The organism is Amycolatopsis sp. NPDC047767 (assembly GCF_040704195.1).
Classification (GTDB): Bacteria; Actinomycetota; Actinomycetes; order Mycobacteriales; family Pseudonocardiaceae; genus Amycolatopsis.
Window position 1 is genome coordinate 132,423 of the sequence record NZ_JBEYSJ010000003.1, and the last position, 20,509, is coordinate 152,931.

General features: G+C 70.8%; 22 protein-coding genes. 6 read left to right on the forward strand and 16 right to left on the reverse strand.

From position 1 onward, the window contains the following. Positions 1–95: 95 nt before the first annotated feature. Together AB0878_RS06700 and AB0878_RS06705 are read left to right on the forward strand one after the other, a co-directional pair. Positions 96–722, forward strand: a complete 627-nt coding sequence (locus AB0878_RS06700; RefSeq protein WP_366577205.1) for a hypothetical protein — start codon at positions 96–98, stop codon at positions 720–722. 97 nt (positions 723–819) lie between these two features. Next, positions 820–2,205, forward strand: a complete 1,386-nt coding sequence (locus tag AB0878_RS06705; protein ID WP_366577207.1) for a hypothetical protein — start codon at positions 820–822, stop codon at positions 2,203–2,205. On the opposite strand, the gene AB0878_RS06710 is transcribed toward AB0878_RS06705, so the two are convergent. The 10 genes from AB0878_RS06710 to AB0878_RS06755 all read right to left on the reverse strand — a co-directional run bounded on the left by AB0878_RS06710 (position 2,202) and on the right by AB0878_RS06755 (position 11,150). Beyond that, the gene (locus AB0878_RS06710; protein ID WP_366577209.1) at positions 2,202–3,677 is read right to left on the reverse strand and encodes a beta-propeller fold lactonase family protein; all 1,476 of its coding nucleotides are present in this window, start codon (positions 3,675–3,677) and stop codon (positions 2,202–2,204) included. The genes AB0878_RS06705 and AB0878_RS06710 overlap by 4 nt on opposite strands. 23 nt (positions 3,678–3,700) lie before the next feature. Further along, positions 3,701–4,309, reverse strand: coding sequence for a hypothetical protein (locus AB0878_RS06715; protein ID WP_366577211.1), 609 nt, complete (start codon positions 4,307–4,309; stop codon positions 3,701–3,703). Continuing rightward, the gene (locus tag AB0878_RS06720; RefSeq protein WP_366577213.1) at positions 4,306–4,842 is read right to left on the reverse strand and encodes a sigma-70 family RNA polymerase sigma factor; all 537 of its coding nucleotides are present in this window, start codon (positions 4,840–4,842) and stop codon (positions 4,306–4,308) included. The genes AB0878_RS06715 and AB0878_RS06720 overlap by 4 nt, the downstream gene beginning before the upstream one ends. A 99-nt stretch (positions 4,843–4,941) precedes the next feature. Further along, on the reverse strand, positions 4,942–5,577 hold the full coding sequence (locus tag AB0878_RS06725) for a VC0807 family protein (protein WP_366577215.1): 636 nt from the start codon (positions 5,575–5,577) through the stop codon (positions 4,942–4,944). A gap of 80 nt (positions 5,578–5,657) precedes the next feature. After that, positions 5,658–6,254, reverse strand: coding sequence for a hypothetical protein (locus AB0878_RS06730; RefSeq protein ID WP_366577217.1), 597 nt, complete (start codon positions 6,252–6,254; stop codon positions 5,658–5,660). Then, on the reverse strand, positions 6,254–6,958 hold the full coding sequence (locus tag AB0878_RS06735; protein WP_366577219.1) for a hypothetical protein: 705 nt from the start codon (positions 6,956–6,958) through the stop codon (positions 6,254–6,256). Before AB0878_RS06735 ends, AB0878_RS06730 begins: the two co-directional genes overlap by 1 nt. Then, positions 6,955–8,445, reverse strand: coding sequence for a WXG100 family type VII secretion target (locus AB0878_RS06740; protein ID WP_366577221.1), 1,491 nt, complete (start codon positions 8,443–8,445; stop codon positions 6,955–6,957). The genes AB0878_RS06735 and AB0878_RS06740 overlap by 4 nt, the downstream gene beginning before the upstream one ends. A gap of 2 nt (positions 8,446–8,447) precedes the next feature. After that, a complete protein-coding gene (locus AB0878_RS06745; RefSeq protein ID WP_366577223.1) occupies positions 8,448–8,951 on the reverse strand; it encodes a YbaB/EbfC family nucleoid-associated protein in 504 nt (167 codons plus the stop codon). A gap of 73 nt (positions 8,952–9,024) precedes the next feature. Beyond that, positions 9,025–9,780 carry a decaprenylphospho-beta-D-erythro-pentofuranosid-2-ulose 2-reductase gene (locus tag AB0878_RS06750; protein WP_366577225.1) on the reverse strand — a complete coding sequence of 252 codons (756 nt, stop codon included), beginning with the start codon at positions 9,778–9,780 and terminating at the stop codon, positions 9,025–9,027. Continuing rightward, on the reverse strand, positions 9,777–11,150 hold the full coding sequence (locus AB0878_RS06755; RefSeq protein WP_366577227.1) for an FAD-binding oxidoreductase: 1,374 nt from the start codon (positions 11,148–11,150) through the stop codon (positions 9,777–9,779). Before AB0878_RS06755 ends, AB0878_RS06750 begins: the two co-directional genes overlap by 4 nt. Before the next feature lie 157 nt (positions 11,151–11,307). On the opposite strand from AB0878_RS06755, the gene AB0878_RS06760 reads away from it, so the two are divergent. The 3 genes from AB0878_RS06760 to AB0878_RS06770 all read left to right on the forward strand — a co-directional run bounded on the left by AB0878_RS06760 (position 11,308) and on the right by AB0878_RS06770 (position 14,791). Then, entirely contained in the window at positions 11,308–11,775 is a 468-nt protein-coding gene (locus AB0878_RS06760) for a GtrA family protein (RefSeq protein WP_366577229.1), read from the forward strand. A gap of 5 nt (positions 11,776–11,780) precedes the next feature. Further along, positions 11,781–13,691, forward strand: a complete 1,911-nt coding sequence (locus AB0878_RS06765; RefSeq protein ID WP_366577231.1) for a glycosyltransferase — start codon at positions 11,781–11,783, stop codon at positions 13,689–13,691. An 86-nt stretch (positions 13,692–13,777) separates the two neighbouring features. Continuing rightward, positions 13,778–14,791 (forward strand): acyl-CoA dehydrogenase family protein, encoded by a 1,014-nt coding sequence (locus AB0878_RS06770; protein WP_366577233.1) that lies wholly within the window; start codon positions 13,778–13,780, stop codon positions 14,789–14,791. Here AB0878_RS06770 and AB0878_RS06775 read toward each other — a convergent pair. From AB0878_RS06775 to AB0878_RS06800, 6 genes are all read right to left on the reverse strand, one after another. Further along, positions 14,788–15,984 (reverse strand): cytochrome P450, encoded by a 1,197-nt coding sequence (locus AB0878_RS06775; RefSeq protein WP_366577235.1) that lies wholly within the window; start codon positions 15,982–15,984, stop codon positions 14,788–14,790. The two genes, AB0878_RS06770 and AB0878_RS06775, sit on opposite strands and share 4 nt — an antisense overlap. 17 nt (positions 15,985–16,001) lie before the next feature. Further along, complete coding sequence (locus tag AB0878_RS06780; protein ID WP_366577237.1) at positions 16,002–16,802, reverse strand: ABC transporter permease; 801 nt, start codon at positions 16,800–16,802, stop codon at positions 16,002–16,004. After that, positions 16,799–17,749, reverse strand: coding sequence for an ATP-binding cassette domain-containing protein (locus AB0878_RS06785; protein ID WP_366577239.1), 951 nt, complete (start codon positions 17,747–17,749; stop codon positions 16,799–16,801). The genes AB0878_RS06780 and AB0878_RS06785 overlap by 4 nt, the downstream gene beginning before the upstream one ends. Before the next feature lie 27 nt (positions 17,750–17,776). Beyond that, complete coding sequence (locus AB0878_RS06790; RefSeq protein ID WP_366577241.1) at positions 17,777–18,619, reverse strand: DUF4097 family beta strand repeat-containing protein; 843 nt, start codon at positions 18,617–18,619, stop codon at positions 17,777–17,779. Positions 18,620–18,694: 75 nt separating this feature from the next. Further along, the gene (locus tag AB0878_RS06795) at positions 18,695–19,222 is read right to left on the reverse strand and encodes a ribbon-helix-helix protein, CopG family (RefSeq protein ID WP_366577244.1); all 528 of its coding nucleotides are present in this window, start codon (positions 19,220–19,222) and stop codon (positions 18,695–18,697) included. Between the two features lie 156 nt (positions 19,223–19,378). Then, complete coding sequence (locus AB0878_RS06800) at positions 19,379–19,621, reverse strand: hypothetical protein (protein WP_366577246.1); 243 nt, start codon at positions 19,619–19,621, stop codon at positions 19,379–19,381. A gap of 135 nt (positions 19,622–19,756) precedes the next feature. Here AB0878_RS06800 and AB0878_RS06805 point away from each other — a divergent pair, with 135 nt between their 5' ends. After that, positions 19,757–20,503, forward strand: a complete 747-nt coding sequence (locus AB0878_RS06805; RefSeq protein ID WP_366577248.1) for an ESX secretion-associated protein EspG — start codon at positions 19,757–19,759, stop codon at positions 20,501–20,503. The last annotated feature ends 6 nt before the right edge of the window (positions 20,504–20,509 follow it).

The following is a 20,509-nucleotide window of genomic DNA, read 5'->3' on the forward strand; positions in this document are numbered from 1 at the left end:
CAGCTGAGTATCAGGCTGCGCACAGAAATACCGGTCATCCTCGGAGGTGGGAGCGGGCAGGCCGCCCGTTCCCACTTCAGCCGGAGGAGCCGAAGATGAGTGACCAGGTCCCGCCGGAGCAGTCCGGCGAAGGTGGTTCGCCGCAGGACGCGACCGTCGAGAGCTCGCAGCCTGGTGTTGGTGGTTCTGGGGAAGACGCGCGGGGTGCTGCGGAGAACCAGCAGCAGGTCCCGCCGGGACAGCAGCAGGCGCCGGGGGCGCAGCAAGCTGCGCCGGGACAACCGGGGCAGCCGCAGGCCGAGGCTCCGCAGCCGGGTGTGCAGCAGCCGGGTGCCCAGCAGGTCCCGCCGGGGCAGCCACAGCCCGGCGTGCAGCAGCCTGGAATGCCGCAGCAACCGTACGGTCCTCCGCCTGGGGTGTGGGGCGGGCCGCAGCCGGTTCGTCAGCCGGGCGGGTTCCGCCGCTTCGTCGGCAATCGCGTGACCCAGCTGGTCGGTGTCGGTGTGTTGGGGCTGCTCGTCGGTGGCGGCATCGTGGGCGGTGTCATGGCCGCGACTCAGCACGACGGGCGGCCGGGGATGTCGCACTTCCGTGACGGTGGTGGCGGCGGGTATCGCGAATTCCGTGGCGGACCTGGGTTCGGCCAGGGCGGTCCCGGTGGTCCTGGTGGTCCCGGTGGGACGGGGACCAGCAGCGGAACCGGGACTGGTTACGGGATCTGATCGCTCGGCCCCGGGCTGGTTCGTGCGCGGCTGACGGGGCACAAGTCTTCGGAGTAGGTAACAGGAAGATCACGGCCGTTGTGTACGGTGTCGCGTGATGCGAAGCGACACCGTTGTCCGGCCGGCCATCGACAGGTGGCTGCCGTTCGGTGTCGCGGGCGTGTCGGCCGTGGTGTTCCTGCTGGCCGGCCGGCATTTGGTCGACGACGCCTACGTCACGCTGTCTTACGCCCGCAACCTGGCCCTGCACGGCCATTGGGGCCTCGTCGAGCAAGGTACGGCCAACACGGCCACCTCACCCCTGCACGTGTTCGCCATCGCCGCCGTGACGGTTGTCGTCCGGGACGCGCTGGTGGGGGCCGGTGTGGTGTTCGTGGTGTGCCAGGTGGTGCTGGCGATGGGGCTCAAGCGGCTGGCCGAACGCACCGGGATCCCTCGCCGTTTCGTGCCCCTCGCCTTCGCGGGGTTGCTGGTGAATCCGCTGCTCGTGTCGGCGGTGGGCCTCGAAGTGGTACCCGCGGCGGCCGGTGCCGTGTGGGTGTTGGTGTTCGCGGTGGAGCGGCGGCCGGCTGCGCTCGGGTTCGCCGCCGGCGCGCTCGTGCTGGTGCGCGTCGACCTGGTGCTGGTCGCGCTCGTGGTGTTCGTGGTGCGGCCGAGGTTTTGGGAGGGCATCTGGCAGACGACGTTCGCCGCCTTCGTCGCGGCGGTGCCGTGGTTCGCGTTCAGCTGGTTCGTGCTGGGGTCGGCGGTGCCGGACACCGTGGTGTTCCAGCAGCCGACGGTGCCGTGGCTCGACTTTCCCGCGGCCGCGCTGATCGCGTTCCTGCCGGTGCCGCTCGCGGTGATCGTGGCGCTGGTACGCCGCGACGAAGCCACCCGGCCGTTCGCCGTGCTCGCGGGCGCCGGCATTGTGCACGCGGTGGTCGTCGCCTCGCCCAACCCCTGGTCGTACGCACCCGCGATTGTCGGGGCGACGGTGTTCCTCGCCGCGTGGATTTGCCTGACGCCCCACCGCATCCCGGTGATGGCGGCAGCCGGGCTGGTACTAGCCGCCGCCGTCGGCGTCTACGTGGCTCCCGGCGTGCCCCGGCGCTTCGCGCCCATCACCGGCAACCTCGCCGCGACGGACGAGTACCGCGAGATCGGCACGCAGCTCGCCACGCTGGCGAAGGGCCGCGCCGTGGAGAGTCCCGGCGAAGCGGGCGCGCTCGCGTACGCGTGCGACTGCCACCTCGTCGGCGAGTTCTCCGACCGCGGTGCCGTCGACCCGGCCATCACCGAGACGAAGCTGCGCAGCAACGAGCTCGGCCGCGCCCTCATCGAAGCCAACTTCCACCACTTCGACCACGGCGTCGCACCCACGCCGCCGGACCTCGTGCTCGAAACGACGACGCACGCGCCGCCCCCGACGGCCCTGGCGACCTGGACCATCGACTCACCGCGCGCCGGCACCCAGCACCTCTACCTGGCGCCGGCGCGCTAGCAGCAGCAACACCCGCCGGTGTCGTCCATCGCCGCCTGCACCGCGCCCGTCGCGCCGGTGCTCAGCGCCACGCTCCGGCCGGTGAACACAGCGAAGGCCAGCACTTGTGGCGCGTTGCCCATCGCGTCGGTGCGGAAGCTGACCAGCGTCGTCCGTGCGCCGTGACTGTCCACACTGGACGCCGTGTAGGTCGTGTTCGGGGCCAGCCCGCGGGCCTGCAGGCCGATGCTGTCGAGGCCGGCGATCGGCCGCACGGTGACCTCCAGCCGGCGACCCGTGGCCGGGTCGAGCGTGGTGCCGTCCGAACCGTCCGGAAGTGTCGCGGCGACGTCGTGGCCCTGCTGGCCCAAGCCCTGTGTGCCGAGGTTCGGCGCGCCGCCGCCCGGTGCCGCGTTCGGCACGTACACCAGGGCCTGCGGTTCCTGCCCGACACCGAACGAGCTGACCACCCGCTGCGTGCGCGTGTCGATCACGTCCACGCTGTCGGACTTCTCCATGCCCACGTACATGCGCGAACCGTCACCACTGGGCCAGATCCCGTGCGGAGCGTGACCGGTGTCGTGGACGGTCGCGACCAGCTTGGGGGTGCCGGGGGAGCGGCGGTACACGAGCGTTTCGTCGAGGCCACCCACGGTGAGGTACGCGAAGTCGCCCGCGAAGTTCGGGTGGTTGGTGTCCGGCCCGGTGGTCAGCACGGCCTGCACGCGGTGGTGCACCAGGTCGACCACGCTGGTCTTGCCGGCGCGCTTGTGCGGCACCCACAGCTCGCGGCCGTCCGGGGAGATCGCCAGGTCGGACGAGAACACGTCGCCCAGGCCCGTGATGTGCCCTGTGATGCGCCGCGAGGCCACGTCGACCACGGTGATCTCGGGAAGCGCGATGTGGTTCACGTAGGCGGTGCGCCCGTCGGGGCTCATGACCACTTTGGACGGTCCAGTGCCCACCGGCAGGTTCTCGATCACCCCGCCGTGCAAGGCGTCGACGATCGTCACCGTGTCGCGGCCGCGATCGGCGACCCAGAACTCGCGGCCGTCGCGCGTGAACGAGCCCTCGTGCGAAGCGCGCCCGACGTCGGTGTGGCTGAGCACCTTGTTCGTGGTGGTGTCGATGATGTCCACGGTGTTGCTGCCGATGCTCACCACGCCGAGGCGCTGCCGGTTCGGGGAGTAGGCGAGGCCGTGCACGTTCTCGTCGTCGAGGTACTGCGGGTTCAGCGTGTTCGACAGCCGCTGCGCGCCGAGCGCGATCGTCCCCAGGACCTTGTTCGCCGAGGGGTCGATCACGGTCACCGTGTTCGACGTCTGGTCGGCGGTGTAGACGCGGTCGTGCGAGGTGACGGGGACCGGCGCAGGCGGCGGCACGGCACTGAACCCGTCGTCGGTCGCCGACGCGGCACTGCTCGCCACCGCCACGGCCCCACCCGCCGCGGCGACGATCGCGAGCGCGAAGGAGATCCGGCGTTTCCAGGGCATGGTTTGCCTTTCCGTAGGGACTTCTACCGAGGAGCGACCGCGAGCTGCGCGACGCTGTGGCCGGCGTCGTCGCGCACGAGCAGCGCGACGATGGTGTCGCGGCTCATCGCCGTGACCATGCGAGTGCGCACGGGCCCGGTCCCGTCGGCGCGGACGCTGCCCGCGGGCAGGCTGCGCCCACCAGACCCGACCGTGACCAGCTGGTAGGTCTCGCCGTCGCGCAGGCCGCTGAGCGTGATCGGCACCTCGGTGCCCCACGGGTGCGGAACCATCAGGCCGTCGCGGGTCAACGCGACCGGCTGCGGTGGCTCGCCGGACGACAGCACCACGGTCCCCGTGACGACCGCCGCCACCACGACCGCCGCGGCGGCCAGCACGAGCCGTCGCGTGCGGCGCGCCCCGTCCGCCGCGCGCACGCGGGCGCCGATGCGCGGCCCCAGCTCCGGCGGCGTGGGCACCCGCGGCCCGCCCTCGGTGTAGGCGAACGTGGCCGCGACCTCGCGGAGCTCGGCGGTGTCACGGGCGCAGCCGGCACACGTCGCCACGTGGCGCGCGAGAGGCTCGGGCAGGGAGCGGCCCAGCATCAGGGCCTCGGCGACCTCGCCGCGGACCCGCACGCAGTCGTCGGTCATCGCACGAGCCCTCCGCTCTCGTCCAGGATCAGCCGCAGCGCGCGGATGCCGTAGTAGAGCCGGCTGCGCGCGGTCGACGCGGAGATCCCCAGCTCGGCCGCGTAGTCCGCGCAGGTGCGGCCCTCCACGTGGACGGCGTGGACCACGTCGCGGTGCTCGTCGCTGAGCCGGCGCATGGCCTCGTCGAGCTGGATGCTCACGAGCAGCCGGTCGAACGGGTCGTCGGCCCGGTCCGGTTCGCCGAGGGCGGGTGCCGGCGCCGGCCGGGTCGCACGGCGGCGTGTGGCGTCGACGACGAGGTTGCGCAGGATGCCGAAGAGCCAGGTCCGCAGGCTGCCACGCGCCGGGTCGAAGCGGCGGCCGGCGCGCCACGCCCGCACGAACGTCTCCTGCACCACGTCCTCGGCCAGGTGCCGGTCGGCCAGCGCGTTGAGGGCGAAGCCGAACAGCTCGCCGCCGTAGCGCGTGTACGCGGCCTGCACGTCGCCTTCGCTGCGCATCGCCTCGGTGTCCGCCGACCGTTTCAGCCGCACCGCCCACCCCGTTCCGTTGTGCCGCGAGGGGATACGCGTGCCGGAGCCGGAGTGTTGAAGCGGAACGCGATCTTGTTCAGTGCAGCACGGCGGGACTCCTCAGCGCACGGCCGCGGGGCGCCCGATCACGGTGCGCATCGAGCCCTCGCGCACGAGCAGCACCTGGGTCACGACCTGCAGGAGCACGAAGAACACGATCGACACCACCGTGTCCAGCGCGGGGACGTCGTCGACGGGCAGCGTGTACGCCATGGCGACGCTCACGCCGCTGTGCACGAGGCCGCCGACGCCCCAGACCACGGTGAGCACCCGCCACAGGCGCCGGAACGACGGCCGCTGCTCCCACGCGTCGTCGAGCTGCGTGCCCTTGCCCGGAAGGAGCGCGCGGGCGGCCTCGTAGGTGACCGGCCGGCGGCCGATGACCAGGCTCGCCAGCAGCCAGACACCGGCGAGCGAGCTGAACCACGCGTTGCGCACCAGCAGCAGCCGCGCGTCGCCGGTGAGCAGCGTCGTCACCACGCTCACGGCGACGATCGCCAACACGAACAAGCCCATCCCGTCCACGCGCCGCCGCGTGACTGCCGCGTAGAGCACGCGCAACGCCGGCGGCAGGCCGCTCAGCAGCAGCGCCCACACGGGCACCACGCCGAACGCGCGCAGCAGGTAGTAGCCCCCGACAGGTGCGCCGATGTCGATGACCAGGGCGAACGCGGACGAACGGAAGTCTTTACCCATACGTCCGAGTGTTCGGGGGAACGCAGCGCGGAACCATCGTCGGTCCGGCCACCCGGCATCCACCGATCGGTTGATGCCCGTCAGCGGCGCGAGAGGGCCCTTCGCACCTTCATCGGTGCCAGCAGGTCACGCTGGGTCAGCGTGGAGCCGTCGGCGAAGGTGAACCGGATCCCCGGCTCGGGTGGGAAGCTGCGGCCGGGCGTCACGGCGTCGAGCCGCGCCACGACGTCGACCGGGAACTCCTCGGCCGTCACGAAGAAGTCCTTCGTGTCCGGTTCGGCCACGAACTTCGTGGGGTACACGAGCGCGAGCCGCCGATCGGTCCAGGTCAGGCGGGCGGCGCCGGCCGAGAACGCCAGGTGGTCGGCGATCCGCACGGCGAGTGCTGCGGGCGTTGCAGCTTCGACGCGGTAGGCCAGCGACGGGTCGTCGGTCCAGTCCTCGTCGGGCAGCCCGGCGGGCGTCGGCCAGCGGCCCGGCGCCGTCGTGACCTTCACCGGCTCGCGCGCCGGCGCGTACGGCAGGTGCAGCGCGCCGCCGACCCACGCGACGACGTGGCCGTGCGCGGGCGGACAGCCCAGCAGCAGCTTTTCCTTACGCCGCAACCACACCTTCGCGTAGTCGCGCTCGATGATCTCGTCGACCTCGCCGGCCTGCTTCAGCTCGACCGCACGCATCACGCGACCCCGTTCGTGCGGGCCAGCAGCCACTCGAACGCCTCGGGCTCCTCGGCGCCGAACCGCAGCTCGAAGCCGGAACCGTCCACAAGGGACATCCGCAACCCACTCCGGGCCACGGCGAACCCGGCGATCTGCTCACGCGGCAGCGCCGCCGCCTCCTCGAACTCCCGGGGAGCCACCGGCTCGCCCTCGCGGTTCTCGCCGTACGTCTTGCGCCGGTCCGTGACGATCTCCGCCACGTCCTTGCCGAACTTCGCCATCCCCCGCCCGAAGCCCATCGCCTTGCCCAGCAACGACTTCTCCGGTTCTACGGCCGGCTCTTCCGGTACGACGACCCGTAGCAGCAGTAGTCGCGAGGTGGTCAGCACCCACAACGCGGGCCGCGCGCCCCGCACCAGTTGCTCGGCGAGCAGCCCGGACCGGTCACCGAAAACGACCACCGCGGGTTTCGGGTTGGGGCCGGTCCCCCCGCTGCCGCTGTCCTCGTCACCGGACAACGCCGCGTCGACCACGCCGCCGGCGAAATCCGCCAGCCCCGAGCCGACCTTGCGCATGAGGCTCTTCGCGGGATTGCCGAACTCGTCGAGACCACGGACGTCGTACCCGGTGACACCACCGAAGGCAGCCCACAACAACCGCTCGTCAGCACGCAGGTGTGGCCGCGCCTGCGTGGCGGCACCCAGGGGATCGGCGAGATTCATTCTTCGAGTGAGAATCCTCGGTCGGTCGCCTCGCGGCGCTCGTCTTCACCTTCGGTCTGAGACTGGTTGTAACCGTACTTCACGCCCTGCTCGATGCCCTGCTCGGCGATGTTCCCCGCGCTGCCCCGCCACGCCGCCTTGCCCACGCTCGACGTCCCGCTCATCCCCGCCAGCCGCAGGCCGGTCTCCGTGAGGTTGGTGGTCAACGCATCGGCGCCGTTGCCTCCGACGCCCAGCGCGTTGGCGAACCGGTTGCCCGTCCGCGAAGCCCCGGTGGCCGCGTCGGCTTTGGTGAGGATCTTCGCGATCGGGTTCTTGTCGATCATGTCGGCCACGCGCTTTTCGAGGAAGTTGCCGTTGCGCAGGCCTTCCACGCGTTCCACGACCTTCTTCAACGGCCCCGTGCGCAGCTTCTGCAGGATCTTCTCCAGCTCCTCGATGAGCGGCTTCAGCTTGCCCAGCAGCTGCTTCACCTTCATCCCGAGCCGCCCGCCGGTCACCGCGACCTCGCCCGTGGTCGCCGCCCCCGCGGCCCCCACCGACGCGCCTGCCGTGATCCACGACGCCGCCAGTGCCGCGAGCCACTCGATGATCAGGCCCATCACCAGCTCTTGCAGGATGTCGATCACGATCTCCACGAACGCGTCGAACAGGTCCGCGGCCAGCTCCAGGATCTGCTGCAGCCCGCGCACCTCGTCCGCGAACGCCGAAGCACCCTCGGAGAACTCGCCCATCTGCTTGCGGAACGCGTCGCCGCCGGAGCCTTCCCACGGCTCCTTCGTGAGGTCCGCGCGCTTGCGCTCGTGCTCCCCGACGCCGTCGAGCCACTGCGCCACCTGCGCCCAGCCCTGCGCGGTGCTGCGCATCTGCTCGGGGTCGCCGATCGCCGGCTCCAGCACGAACTCCACGAGCGGGCTGATCACGATGCCGATGAGGAACCCGAGCCCGTTGTCCAGCAACGACTGCCCGGGACTCGTCACCAGCTGGATCTGCTCCATGCGCGTGTGCACGGCCGCGATCGCGACGTCCGGCGGGCTGCTCGCCTGCGACACCTCGGTCGACGTGGACAGCCACGAGCTGCCGTAGCCGCCGTTCTGCTCCAGGTAGCTCTTGCGGCCCGCGTCGCCCGCGTGGTTCACGTCCGACAGCGAGCCCGCGCCACTACCACCGTCGGCGAGCTCCTTGCCGAGCCCGGTCACGGCGTCGGTGGTCGCGTCCTCGTGGCCCTGGTAGGCCTGCGCGGCCAGCGTGGTCTTGTCCGCGATGGCGTCCAGGAACGTTTTCGCCTGGTCGGCGAGGTCCTGGCACTCCTGCAGTGAGTCGAAGTATTTGTACGCCATCAGCTCGCCGAGCGGGCCGAAGCAGTCGTCGCTCACCCGCGCCTGCTGCAGCAGCTGGGCGAGGCTGCCGAAGTGCCCGGCCGCTTCCTTCGAGCCGCTCGCGTGCGCGTTCAGCGCCGCCGGCTCGATCTTGAACCCACTGGTCACGATCACTCCCGCCGAAGAATGGGACCCCCGAAGTCGTCGTCTTCGACGGCTCGCGGGTTCGTCCGGTTCCGAGTGTTCTGCGGCGGTTGCGGCATTTGCGGCGGTGACGCGGGCTGTCCCGGCGCGGCCAGCGAGCTCGCCGGCGGCGGCGCACTCGGCCCGAGCGGCTCGACGTGCGCGTTGAACGCCTCGCGGAACTGCTCGGCCCGCTCACCCAGCACCGGCTCCACGGTCTGGTTCAGCGCCGCCGCGGCCTGCTGCGTCGCCGAGCGGATAGCGCCCAGGATCTCCTGCTGCAACGCGGTGTGCGAGCGGCGCATGGCCTGCGGGCTCAGCTGCAGTCCGAGCACGGCACCCGACGGGGCGACGGTGACCGTCACCGAGCCGTCGGCGTTGCGGGCGTGCCCGCGCAGGTTCGCGATCTGGTCCTTGAGCTCGGCGGCGCGGGCCGCCTGCTCCTGGAACCGCTGGAGCACGGCGTCGAGCCGCGCTGCCTGGTCCGGCATGGTGGAACCCCCAGAAAGGTGAAAGACCTTCGTCCACCATATGCGACGAAGGTCCCGCCTCGGGAGTTCCCGGTCAGATCGGCAGTTTCCGGAAAATCGGGCGCGGCACGTGCCGCAGCACCGACATGACCAGCCGGAACTGCGCCGGCGCCCACACCAGGTCCTTGCCGGTGCGCGCGGCGGTCACGGCGATGTCGGCCACCTGCTCGGCCGTCTGCGCCAGCGGGGCGTCCTTCAGCCCGGCCGTCATCTTCGTCTTCACGTGCCCCGGGCGGACGACGGTGACCTGCACGCCGTGGTCGGCGAGCGCCTCGCCGAGGCCCAGGTAGAAGCCGTCGAACCCGGCCTTGGTGGAGCCGTAGACGAAGTTCGAGCGCCGCACGCGCTCACCGGCCACCGACGACAGCGCGATGATCGTGCCGTGGCCCTGCGCCTTGAGCTTCTCCGACAGTGCCACGCCCACCGACACGGCGGCCGCGTAGTTCACCGTCGCCAGCTCCACGGCCTTGGCGTGGTCCTGCCAGACCTCCTCGGGGTCGCCGAGCAGGCCGAACGCGACCACGGCCACGTCGATGTCGCCGCCGGCGAACGCGCGGTCGAGCACGGCCGGGTGCGCGGCCGTGTCCTTCGCGTCGAAGTCCACAGTGGACACCTCGGCGCCGCGGTCCTTCAGGCGCTGCGCCGCGGCGTCGAGCCGGGGCGACGGACGCGCGGCCAGCACGACCCGCAGCGGCTTCTCCGCGAGGTACTTCTCCGCGATGGCCAGCGCGATGTCGGACGTGCCGCCGAGCAGCAGCAGGGACTGGGGGTTGCCAACGGCGTCGATCACAGTGCGAGCCTCCGGCTCATGTCAGAGGCGAAAACGCCTTCGGGGTCAACGGCGGCGCGGACCTTGCGCCACTCTTCGAGCCGCGGGTACATCTTCGCGAACGTCTCCGCCGTGGTCCGCGAGTCCTTCGCGGTGTACAGGCGGCCGCCCGCGGCGAGCACCTCGTCGTCGAGCTCGAGGCAGAACCGGCTCAGGCCGGCCTTGATCGGGAAGTCCACGCTCAGCATCCAGCCGGGCGAGGGCCACGACATCGGCGCCGGGTTGGCGTCGCCCATGCGCTTGAACACGTTGAGGAACGAGTAGTGCCCCGACGTCGCGATCCGGCGGCAGATGGCCTTGAGCTGGTCTTCCGCGCCGAACGGCACCGAGAACTGGTACTGCAGGAAGCCCTTGGAGCCGTACGCGCGGTTCCACTCCGAGATCATGTCCAGCGGGTGGTAGAACTGCGTCAGGTTCTGGACCTTGCCGCGCACGCCCTTCTTGGGCACGGTCTTCTGCCACAGCTCGTTGATCAGGCCGAAGGTGAGCTTGTTGCCGAGGCCGTTGGGGAACACGTCGGGCAGTGTCGCGAGCTTCGGCGCGTCGAACTTCAGCGGCTCGCTGCGCAGCTTCGCGGGCAGCTGGTCCAGCGTGGCGAGCGAGCCGCGCGAGAACGTGGCCCGGCCCAGGCGTGAGTCGGACGAGATCAGGTCCGGGACCGACATCGAGTAGTCGTAGTTGAGGTCCGAACCGTCGGTGAACAGCGCGAGCGTCTCGTCGAGGCTCGACGTGCGGTCGGCGTCCACGTAGAAATACGCCGACTCCGTCTTTTTCATCCGGATCGTGGCGCGCGTGATGATGCCGGTGAGGCCGATGCCGGCCACGGTCGCCCAGAACAGCTCCGCCTCGTCGCCCTCCGGAGTGAGCGTGCGGACCTTGCCGTCGGCCGTGAGCAGATCCATCGACACCACGTGGTTGCCGAAGCTGCCGGCCGAGTGGTGGTTCTTGCCGTGGATGTCGTTGGCGATCGCGCCGCCGATCGTCACCTGGCGCGTGCCCGGCAGCACCGGCACCCACAGGCCGTGGGGGAGCGCCTCGCGCATCAGCTTGTCGAGGCTCACACCGGCGTCGAGGTCGACCAGCCCGGAGCCGGGGTCGATCGAGTGGATGCGGTCGAGCACGGTCATGTCGACCACGAGCCCGCCGGCGTTCTGCGCCGGGTCGCCGTAGGAGCGGCCGAGGCCGCGCGCGATGACCCCGCGGGGGCCGGCCGACGCGACGGCGGCGGCGATGGTCTCGACATCAGGCGTGCTCAGGACGTCGGCGACGGTCCCGGCGGTGCGGCCCCAGCCGGTGAGCGTGCGTCGCTGTGTGTCGGGTGTCTGGGTCACCCGACCAGCGTATAGCCACGCCGAACACCGCCCGGAACGTGGCGTGCAAGTGACCGCTTCTACACTTTGCGCATCAAGGCACAAGCGTCCGCGCGTCAAAGTCGACACGGACAGGGCTTCCCGAGACGACGACGCATCGAGCCGAGAAGGTATTCCAGTGGTGGCTACGGAACCGCAGAGTGAGACGACGGTGACAACACCGACGGGCCCCGGTCTGCTCGGCCAGCTCATCCGCTTCGGGCTGATCGGCGGGTTCTGCGCGCTGCTGGACCTGGGTACGTACTCGCTGCTCAGGGCCGTCGGCATGGACGCGGTGCCGTGGGTCGACATCGCTCGCGCGATCAGCTTCGTCGTGGGCACGACCACGGCGTTCTTCCTGAATCGCCGGTTCACGTTCGCCGGCGGCCGTCGCGATGGCGGCACGCAGATCGGCAGCTTCATCCTGCTTTACGCCGTCACGTTCCTCGTGGCGGTCGGCGTGAACCAGTGGATGCTGCACCTGCTCCCGGAGTCGACGTGGAAGGCCACGTTCGGCTGGGTCGTGTCACAGGCGACGGCGACCGTGATCAATTTCGTCATGCTCAAGTGGGTCGTGTTTCGTGAGCGGCCGGTAAAGGAGAACTGAGTTCGATGCCCGGTAAAGCAGCCCCGGTCGCGGAGGCGGCCCCCGAAGGCGAGACCCGGTTCGCGGAGCACGCGCCCGAAGGGAGGCTGACGGCCCAGCGCGGGCTGTACGCCGGCCCGGCGCCGATCGTCAGCAAGGACCTCTACGCCGAGCTCGAATGGGGCTCCGCGGTGCGTGACCGCGACGCGCTCACCGTCGAACCGTCGTCGAAGGTCACCGGCAACACCTACTTCGGCCGCTTCCCGGCCAGCTACTGGCAGCGCTGGACCACGGTCACCTCGGTCACCGTGGAAGCTGTGGTCAGCGGCGACGGCCTGCTCTCGGTCGGCGCGTCCGACCTCCAGGGCGACGCCCGCGTGGTCAACGCCGAGCAGGTCTCCGGCGCCAAGGCCCGCAAGGTCACGATGGCCGCGAGCCTCGACAAGTTCTACGACGGCGGCGCGCTGTGGCTCGACCTCGAGACCGAGGGCGGCCAGACGCTGCGCGTCGAGCAGGTCCGCTGGACGGTCGACGCACCGGAGAAGATCCGCCCGACCGCGGTGACCATCTGCACGATGAACCGCGCGGACGACTGCCTCAAGAACCTGCAGGCGCTCGCCGCCGACGTGTCGTCGCTGCACACGCTCGACGCCATCTACGTCGCCGACCAGGGCACCGACCTCGTCGAGTCGCGGGACGGCTTCGAGCAGGTCGCGAAGGACCTCGGCGACAAGCTGCACTACATCAAGCAGCCCAACCTCGGCGGCGCCGGCGGCTTCACCCGCGGCCTGTACGAGGTGGCCGGCCACACCGCCACTGAGCACGCCAACGTGCTGTTCATGGACGACGACGTGCTCCTGGAGCCGGACCTCGTCGTGCGCATGACGGCGTTCTCCAACCGCTCGGCCAACCCGATCATCGTCGGCGGCCAGATGCTCAACCTGCTGCACCCGAACCAGCTGCACGTCGGCGCCGAGTACGCGCGCCTGAACACGCTGGAGCCGGGCCAGCCGGTCACGCACTCGCTGTCCACGGCCGACCTGCTGGGCGTCGACGAGGAGACCCTCAAGCCCAACCGCCAGGAGCGCCGCCTCGACGCCGGGTACAACGGCTGGTGGTCGTGCCTGATCCCCTACGAGGTCGTGAAGGCCATCGGTTACCCGATGCCGTTCTTCTTCCAGTGGGACGACGCGGAGTACTCCTACCGCGCCCGCGAGTACGGCTTCCCGACGGTGACCCTGCCGGGCGCCGGCGTGTGGCACGCGGACTTCCACTGGAAGGACTGGGACGAGTGGCACCGGTACTTCAACCTGCGCAACTCGATCATCACCGCCGCGCTGCACTCGCCGTTCAACCTGAACCTGCTTTCGCGCGTGCTGCTCGCGCAGCTGGTGCGTTACCTGCTGGGCATGCAGTACGGCCTGTCGGCCACGCTGATCAAGGCTGTCGAGGACTTCCTCGAGGGGCCGGAGGTCCTGCGTGACGGCGGTGTCGCGGCGATGAAGGAGATCCGCCGGATCCGCGAGGCGTACCCGGAGACCAAGCGCCACAAGGCCACCGACGTCCCGGGCATCGCGTCCAACGACATCGGCATCATCAACAGCGCGCCGCGGCCCAGCATGCAGCGCCTGGTGCTGATCAAGCGCGTGGTCGACCGCGTGCTCGGCCGCAGCCGCTTCGGCCTCGGCGCGGTGCCGATCGACGAGGCGCACTGGTGGCACATCGCGCTGTTCGACACGGCCGTGGTCACGGACGCTTCGCAGGAAGGCGTGCGCGTGCGCACGTACGACAAGGTGAAGATGTTCGACCTCGCCCGCCGTGGCGCTCGCGTGATCCAGCGGCTGCGCAAGGAAGGCGCGGGCGTGCAGGAGCAGTACAAGCGCGCGATGCCGGAGCTGACGTCGCGGGAGAACTGGAAGCGGCTGTACGAGCTCTGATTCTTTTCACGACGAAGGCCACCACTGATCTGTGGTGGCCTTCGTCGTATCTGGCGTTTCGTCGAAGTTAGGTTACCCTAATTTCTGTGTCGAACCTCGTCGCCCGAGCGCGGGCCCTCGCCGATGACGTGCTGTTCCCCGCCGCCGCACAGGTCGACCTGCGCGGCGAGGTGCCGCGGTCGCACTTCGACGCGCTGGCCGAGGCCGGGCTCTACGGCCTCGCCGCGCCCCCCGAGGTCGGCGGCCCCGGCGCGGGCCTGGCCGAGCTCGTCGCCGTGATCGAGACGCTGGCCGGCGGGTGCCTGAGCACCACGTTCACCTGGGTCCAGCACCACGGCCTCGTCGCCGCCCTGTCCGGTTCGGCCAACGACGCACTGCGGTCGCAGTACCTCGCCGACCTGGTCAAGGGCACCGTCCGGGCGGGCGTCGCGTACGCCGGCGTGATCCCGACGCCGCCGCGAACCCGGGCCCGGCGGGTCAGCGACGGCTTCCGCTTCGACGGGGAGGCCCCGTTCGTGAGCGGGTGGGGCGGGATCGATCTGCTGATGCTCTCGGGCCGGACCCCCGAGGACACGGTCGTCACGACCGTGGTGGCGCCGGTGGCGGGCCACGGACTTCACGCCAGTCCGCTGCGCCTGATTGCCGCACAAGGGACCTCGACCGTCCGAATCGGACTGGACGACTACTTCGTGCCCGCCGAACGCGTGCTCGCAGAGGTCTCGCACGCCGACTTCGTCGCGGGGAACACCTTCGCGTCGCGGCTCAACGGCTGCGCCCCGCTCGGCCTGTCCGAACGCTGTGCCCGCCTGCTCTCCGACCTGGGCCGGACCGAGACGGCGGCCGCCCTGCGCGCCGACCAGTCGCAGATCCGCATCCGCCTGGACTCGGGCCTCACCGACCCCGCCTCGCTCCCCGCCGCCCGCGCAGCCGGCGCCGAGCTGGCCTACCGCAGCGCGGGCGCCCTCGTGGCCGCCACGGGCAGCCGCTCCGTGCTCACCGGCGAGCACGCGGGCCGGCTGGTGCGCGAGGCCACGTTCCTCCTGGTGGCCGCCAGCCGCCCGGAAATCCGCGACGGCCTGCTGGCCCTGGCCCGGCGCTAGCCCTGATCCCAGGTGACCGGCAGCCGCTGCACGCCGTAGATGTTCTGGTGCCCGGGCCGCAGCCGCACGTCCTCGGGTGCGACGGCCAGCCGCAGCGTCGGGAAGCGCCTGGCCAGCGCCGGCAGTGCGACGCGGAGCTCGACGCGCGCCAGCTGCTGGCCGAGGCACTGGTGGATGCCGTGGCCGAACGTCAGGTGCCCGGGGCCGCCCCGGCTGAGGTCGAGCGCGTCGGGGTCGGCGAACCGCCGCGGGTCGCGGTTGCCGGCCTGCACGGACAGCGTGACCGACTCGCCCGCCTTGATCAGCTGCCCGTCGAGCTCGACGTCCTCCAGCGCCGCCCGCACGCCGGTGTGCGTGATGCTCAGGTACCGCAGCAGCTCCTCGACGGCCTTGTCGGCGAGGTCCGGGTCGGCGCGCAGCGCGGCGAGCTGCTCGGGGTGCTGGAGCAGGGCGAAGGTGCCCAGCGCCAGCATGTTGGCGGTCGTGTCGAGGCCGGCACCCAGCAGGAAGGTGGCGAGGCCGGCCAGCTCCTCGTCGGTGAGGTCGCTGGTGGTCAGCTCGCTGAGGATGTCGTCGGTCGGTTCGGCGCGTTTGGCCGGGACCAGCCTGGCGACGTACTCCTGCAGCTTGCCGTACGCGGCGAAGCGTTCTTCGGGAGCGGCGTCCACATCTGACACCGCGGCGGCGTGGCCCTGGAACGACTCGCGGTCGGCGTAGGGCACCCCCAGCAGTTCACAGATCATCACAGCGGGCACAGGGTGGGCGAAGGCCTGGACCAGGTCCACCACGGGCCCCTGCCGGGCCATCGCGTCCAGGTGCTCGGCGGTGACCTGCTCGACGCGTTCGGTCAGCTGCCGCATCCGCCGGACGGTGAACCGGCCGGTCAGGAGCTTGCGGTAGCGGGAGTGCTCCGGGTCGTCGACGCCGGTCAGGTCGCCAGGCGTCGCGGGTGGCACCTCGATGCCCTCCAGACCGGGCATCGGGTAGTGCGCCAGTTCGTAGCGGGAGCTGAAGCGCTGGTCGGCCAGCACCGCACGGACCTGCGCGTAGCCGGTGACGAGCCAGCCCTCGTGGCCGTCGGGGTAGGTCAGGCGGACCACCGGGTGCCGCTCGCGGATCGGGCCCAGCTCCGCGGGCGGGTCGAAGGGACAGCCGGCGGGACGGTCGGTCGGCAGTTCGGACAGGTGCGTCATCTCGGGTCCCTTCCGGCTCAGTGGGCGTATTCGCGGTTGAACAACCGCTTCGACCACAAGTAACCGCCCAGCGCGATCACCGCGCACCACCCCAGTGCGAACCACGCGTTGTCGCCGACCGGCTTGTCCATCAGCAGGCCGCGCAGGGTCTCGATGATCGGCGTGAACGGCTGGTACTCGGCGAACCAGCGCAGGCCGGCGGGCATGGAGTCGGTGGGGACGAAGCCGCTGCCGAGGAAGGGCAGCAGGATCAGCGGCATCGGCAGGTTGCTGGCCGTCTCGACGCTCTTGCTGACCTGGCCGAGCGCGACCGAGAGCCACACGAGCGCAAACGTCACCACCAGCAGGAATCCGCCCGTCGCCAGCCAGCCGCCGAGGCCGGCGGTGGGGCGGAAGCCGACGAGCAAGGCCACGCCGATCACGATGGCGAGGGTGAACGCCGCCTGGATCACGCTGCCGAGCACGTGTCCGGTCAGCACCGAGACGCGGGCGATGTGCATGGTCCGGAACCGCGCGATCACGCCCTCGGTCATGTCCATGGCGACCGAGATCGCCGTGCCCTGGACGGTGGCCGTCACGGTCATCAGGATGATCGCCGGCGCCACGTAGTTCACGTAGGTCTCGCGGCCGCCGCCGATTCCGGCGCCCATGGTGCCGCCGAAGACGTAGACGAACAGCAGCAGGAAGACCACGGGCATCCCGACGAGCATCAGCGTCATCGACGGGTAGCGCAGCATGTGCTTGAGGTTGCGGCGCAGCATCGTCGCCGAGTCGCGCAGCGGCTGGAAATTCAGCCCGGGGGCGGTGAGGGTAGTCATCGGGTCGTCACCTTCTCGTTCGCGGGGTTGCCGGTGAGGGCGAGGAAAACGTCGTCGAGGTCGGGCGTGTGCACGGACAGCTCGTCGACCTCGATGGCCTGGTCGTCGAGCCGGCCGATGAGGGCCTTGAGCGAGCGCAGGCTGCCGTCGCTGGGCACGCGCAGGGTGAGCGAGTCGTTGTCGCGCGACGCGTCGTCGAGCGTGATCACGGCCGCGTCGAGGCCGCGCGGGTCGGCGAAGCGCAGCCGGACGTGCCCTCCGGGGATGCGGCGCTTGAGCTCGTCCGCGGTGCCCTCGGCGACGATCCGGCCATGGTCGAGCACCGCGATGCGGTCGGCCAGCTCGTCGGCCTCGTCGAGATACTGCGTCGTCAGGAAGATCGTGACGCCGTCCGCCACCAAGCCGCGGACGATCTGCCACATGTTGCGACGGCTGCGCGGGTCCAGACCGGTGGTCGGCTCGTCCAGGAAGATCAGCCGCGGGCTGCCGACCAGCGTCATCGCCAGGTCGAGCCGCCGCCGCATGCCGCCGGAGTACGTCGACGCCGGCTTCTTGCCCGCCTCGGTGAGGTCGAACTGCTCCAGCAGCTGCGCGGTGCGGCGGCGCCGGTCGGCCCGGCCGAGGTGGTTGAGATCCGCCATCAGCAGCAGGTTCTCCTCACCCGTGAGCAGGTTGTCCACGGCGGAGAACTGGCCGGTGACGCCGATCGCGGCGCGCACCGCGTCGGGTTCGCGGACGAGGTCGTGCCCGGCCACCCGCACGTCGCCGGCGTCGGCGTTGATCAGCGTGGACAGGATCTTCACGGCGGTGGTCTTGCCGGCGCCGTTCGCGCCGAGCAACGAGAACACGGTGCCTTCCGGAACAGTGAGGTCGAGGCCGTCGAGCACGACGTGGTCGCCGTAGGACTTGCGCAGCCCCGTGGCGGAGATGGCGTGGTTGCTGGTCATGGTTTCCCCTTCGCTGGAAAGAAAAAGTCAGGCGCGGCGGATGATCACGTCGCCGTAGGAGGTGCGGCCGCGCACCTCGACGGTCTCGTCGGCTTCCTCGGGGCGGGTGGCGTTTTCCATCAGGTTGCGCACGTGTCCGAAGCCGGTCGTCACGGAAAGCCAGGCCGCGGTGCCCTCGGCGACCCCGATTTCCAGGTCCCCCATGGAGGTTTCGAGCGTCACTGCGCCGCGCACGATCTCGCCGAGGCGGATGAGGCCGGCCGACGTCTTCGCGTCGACGCCGGCGCCCGCGCGCTCGACGGTGATGTCGCCGTTGGCCGAGCGCACCCGCGCGTCGCGGCCGACGGAGCCGATCGTGGTCTCGCCGTTGGAGTTCTTGACCACCGCGGTGCCCTCGATCTCGCCGATCCGGATCTTGCCGGTGCCGGTGGAGATCTCGGCGTTGCCCGCCACGCCGTCGACGGTCACGTGACCGGCCGAAGTGGACAGGTGCAGCGGGCCGGTGCGGTCGATCCGCGCGTTGCCGGCGGAGGTCTTGAACCGGCTCTCGCCGAGGACGCCGGCGCTGCGGAAGTCGCCCGCCTGCAGTTCGGCGTTCACCGCGGACCCGGTGGGCAGCTCGACGGTCACGTCGACCGCGCGGGTCTTGCGGGAGAAGTCGAACGTGCGCTTCGGGCCGGTGACCGTGAGCGTGCCGTTGCTGTAGTCGACGCGGACCTGCTGCGCGGCCTTCACGTCGGACTCGTCGTTCTCGTCGCTCGGGCGGACGTCGACGACGGTGTCGAGCCGGTCGCTCGCGGAGATCTGCACGTCGCCGACGCTGAGGTCGACGGTGACGGAGATCGGGTCGGGGGTTTCGAATTTGGGCATGGCTGTCTCCAGAACTTGTGTCGGTGAACCGTCCCCGCAGGTCAGGGACGTGAGGTGAAGTGATGCGGAAAGGTGTTAGCGGACCCAGCCGGTGAAGCTCTGCTTCGTCCGCTTGCCGCTGCTCGGCGGCTCGACGCGCTGGTCGCGGTCGGTGCGCTGCAAGGCCGTGGCGGCCGCCCGGACGAGCCAGGCGTTGACGGAGCGCCCCTCCTTGCCCGCGGCCTCCTCGACGGCGGCCTTGAGCTGTTCGGGCAGGCGCACGTTGATGCGTGCGGCGGGACCGTCTTCGGAGATGAGCAGTTCGCTCTCCCCAGTGGCGGCCGCGGTCGTGTCTTCGGCCGCGAGCTCGAGCGGCTCGGCCGGCGGCGTGGTCACGACGAACTGCGGATCGCGGCCACGCAGGCGCAACTCCACGGATCCCGGAGCCAGGTCGCGGGTGATCTCGTCGGCGGCGGCCGACAGCGCGTCCAGCAGCGTCATCCGGATCGCCGACTCGAGCGACCCGGTCAGCCGCTCGACCAGCTCACGCGATTCCTCGCCGCCGGCTTCGGCCAGCGTGGCGAACTCTCGCCCGAGGTTGCTGACGTACGTGGTCAAGTCCATGGCGCAACTATGGCACACGGTTGGCACCATCGCAATGCCAAAGTGGCTCAGATTTGTGCCAAGGGTGGCACTCAAGTGGCGCTCACTTGGAAAAAGCACAGGTCAGGGCCGTTTCGACCCTGACCTGGATGTGGCACCTCCCCCCAGAACGGCGGGCTAGACCGAGAGCCCGAACTTCCCCTTCCGGCTCAGATCGTCGACGTACGCGGCGGCCACGTGGACGAAGTTCACCGACACGGTGTTGCCGTCGCGCGTCCGCACGGAGTGGACCCCGCCGTGCTTGAGCAGGTCGGGGATCTTCTCCTCCACGCCGGCGGATTCGTCGGTGGTGATGGGGAAGATCAGCGGTTCGCCACCGGAGGAGAGGTGCAGGACGAGCGCGGGTTTCGGATCAGCCATGACTCCATGCCACCAGCGCGCGATCACCGGCGGCAAGCGGGTTCGCGCACAGCAGAGCACTTCACCGGTCCGGGTGCGGCGCCCGCGCGGCGTCGGCTAGCGTTTCGTGGCGGAAACCCGACCTAGGGACGGACGATGCCGTACTCGTTCACGTTGTCACCCGCGGCGGTGGACCTGCTGCTGGAGCGGCAGGGTCTCGGCCGCACGCCGGCCCCGTTTTCGGTGGCGCACATCGGCATCACCGGCCAGGAACGCGCGGGCGTGCGCGACGCCGTGCTGCGCGACCTCGACAACCGGGGCCTGGTGCACCGCGGTTACCTCGACGACGACCTGGAGCTGGCGCTCACCACGTTCGCCCGCGGCCGGCTCGCCGTCACCGCGACGGCGCAGCTCGACGGTCGGCAACAGGGCGCGGGGCAGCTCTTCGCCCGCGTCGCGTCCACCGGCGACCAGGCCGTGCTGGTGAAGCAGGACGACGGCATGTTCGTCTTCGAGCAGATCCGCCCGACCGGTCTCGTGCCGGCGCTGGTCGACCTTCTGCCCCCCGGCGCCGCCGCGCCCGGCCAGTCCGTGACGATCACGCGCCCGGCGAAGCAGCCCCGTCGCGACGGGTACGACCCGTTCGCCGCGTCGAGCGCCCCGCGAAACCCGCAGCTCAGGTCCGTCGAGCGGATCTTCGAGAAGCCCCGGCTTCGGGTCGGGCAGTTCACGATCGGCGCGCAGCCGCCGCTCGTCTGGTTCGACACGGAGCTGGGCCGCTACCTGCTCAGCACCCGCGTCGCCGACGACGGGCAGCGCTGGCTCACCTACGCGCCCGCCGACAACAACCGCCTCGCCCAGCAGCTGTTCACGCAGCTGGAGGCGTATTCCGCAAACGCCTGACCGCGG

Bases quoted from the DNA above. Each gene is read 5' to 3' on its own strand.
- AB0878_RS06700 (WP_366577205.1), top strand. From the start codon at position 96: ATGAGTGACCAGGTCCCGCCGGAGCAGTCCGGCGAAGGTGGTTCGCCG.
- AB0878_RS06705 (WP_366577207.1), top strand. From the start codon at position 820: ATGCGAAGCGACACCGTTGTCCGGCCGGCCATCGACAGGTGGCTGCCG.
- AB0878_RS06710 (WP_366577209.1), bottom strand. From the start codon at position 3,677: ATGCCCTGGAAACGCCGGATCTCCTTCGCGCTCGCGATCGTCGCCGCG.
- AB0878_RS06715 (WP_366577211.1), bottom strand. From the start codon at position 4,309: ATGACCGACGACTGCGTGCGGGTCCGCGGCGAGGTCGCCGAGGCCCTG.
- AB0878_RS06725 (WP_366577215.1), bottom strand. From the start codon at position 5,577: ATGGGTAAAGACTTCCGTTCGTCCGCGTTCGCCCTGGTCATCGACATC.
- AB0878_RS06730 (WP_366577217.1), bottom strand. From the start codon at position 6,254: ATGCGTGCGGTCGAGCTGAAGCAGGCCGGCGAGGTCGACGAGATCATC.
- AB0878_RS06735 (WP_366577219.1), bottom strand. From the start codon at position 6,958: ATGAATCTCGCCGATCCCCTGGGTGCCGCCACGCAGGCGCGGCCACAC.
- AB0878_RS06745 (WP_366577223.1), bottom strand. From the start codon at position 8,951: ATGCCGGACCAGGCAGCGCGGCTCGACGCCGTGCTCCAGCGGTTCCAG.
- AB0878_RS06765 (WP_366577231.1), top strand. From the start codon at position 11,781: ATGCCCGGTAAAGCAGCCCCGGTCGCGGAGGCGGCCCCCGAAGGCGAG.
- AB0878_RS06775 (WP_366577235.1), bottom strand. From the start codon at position 15,984: ATGACGCACCTGTCCGAACTGCCGACCGACCGTCCCGCCGGCTGTCCC.
- AB0878_RS06780 (WP_366577237.1), bottom strand. From the start codon at position 16,802: ATGACTACCCTCACCGCCCCCGGGCTGAATTTCCAGCCGCTGCGCGAC.
- AB0878_RS06785 (WP_366577239.1), bottom strand. From the start codon at position 17,749: ATGACCAGCAACCACGCCATCTCCGCCACGGGGCTGCGCAAGTCCTAC.
- AB0878_RS06790 (WP_366577241.1), bottom strand. From the start codon at position 18,619: ATGCCCAAATTCGAAACCCCCGACCCGATCTCCGTCACCGTCGACCTC.
- AB0878_RS06795 (WP_366577244.1), bottom strand. From the start codon at position 19,222: ATGGACTTGACCACGTACGTCAGCAACCTCGGGCGAGAGTTCGCCACG.
- AB0878_RS06800 (WP_366577246.1), bottom strand. From the start codon at position 19,621: ATGGCTGATCCGAAACCCGCGCTCGTCCTGCACCTCTCCTCCGGTGGC.
- AB0878_RS06805 (WP_366577248.1), top strand. From the start codon at position 19,757: ATGCCGTACTCGTTCACGTTGTCACCCGCGGCGGTGGACCTGCTGCTG.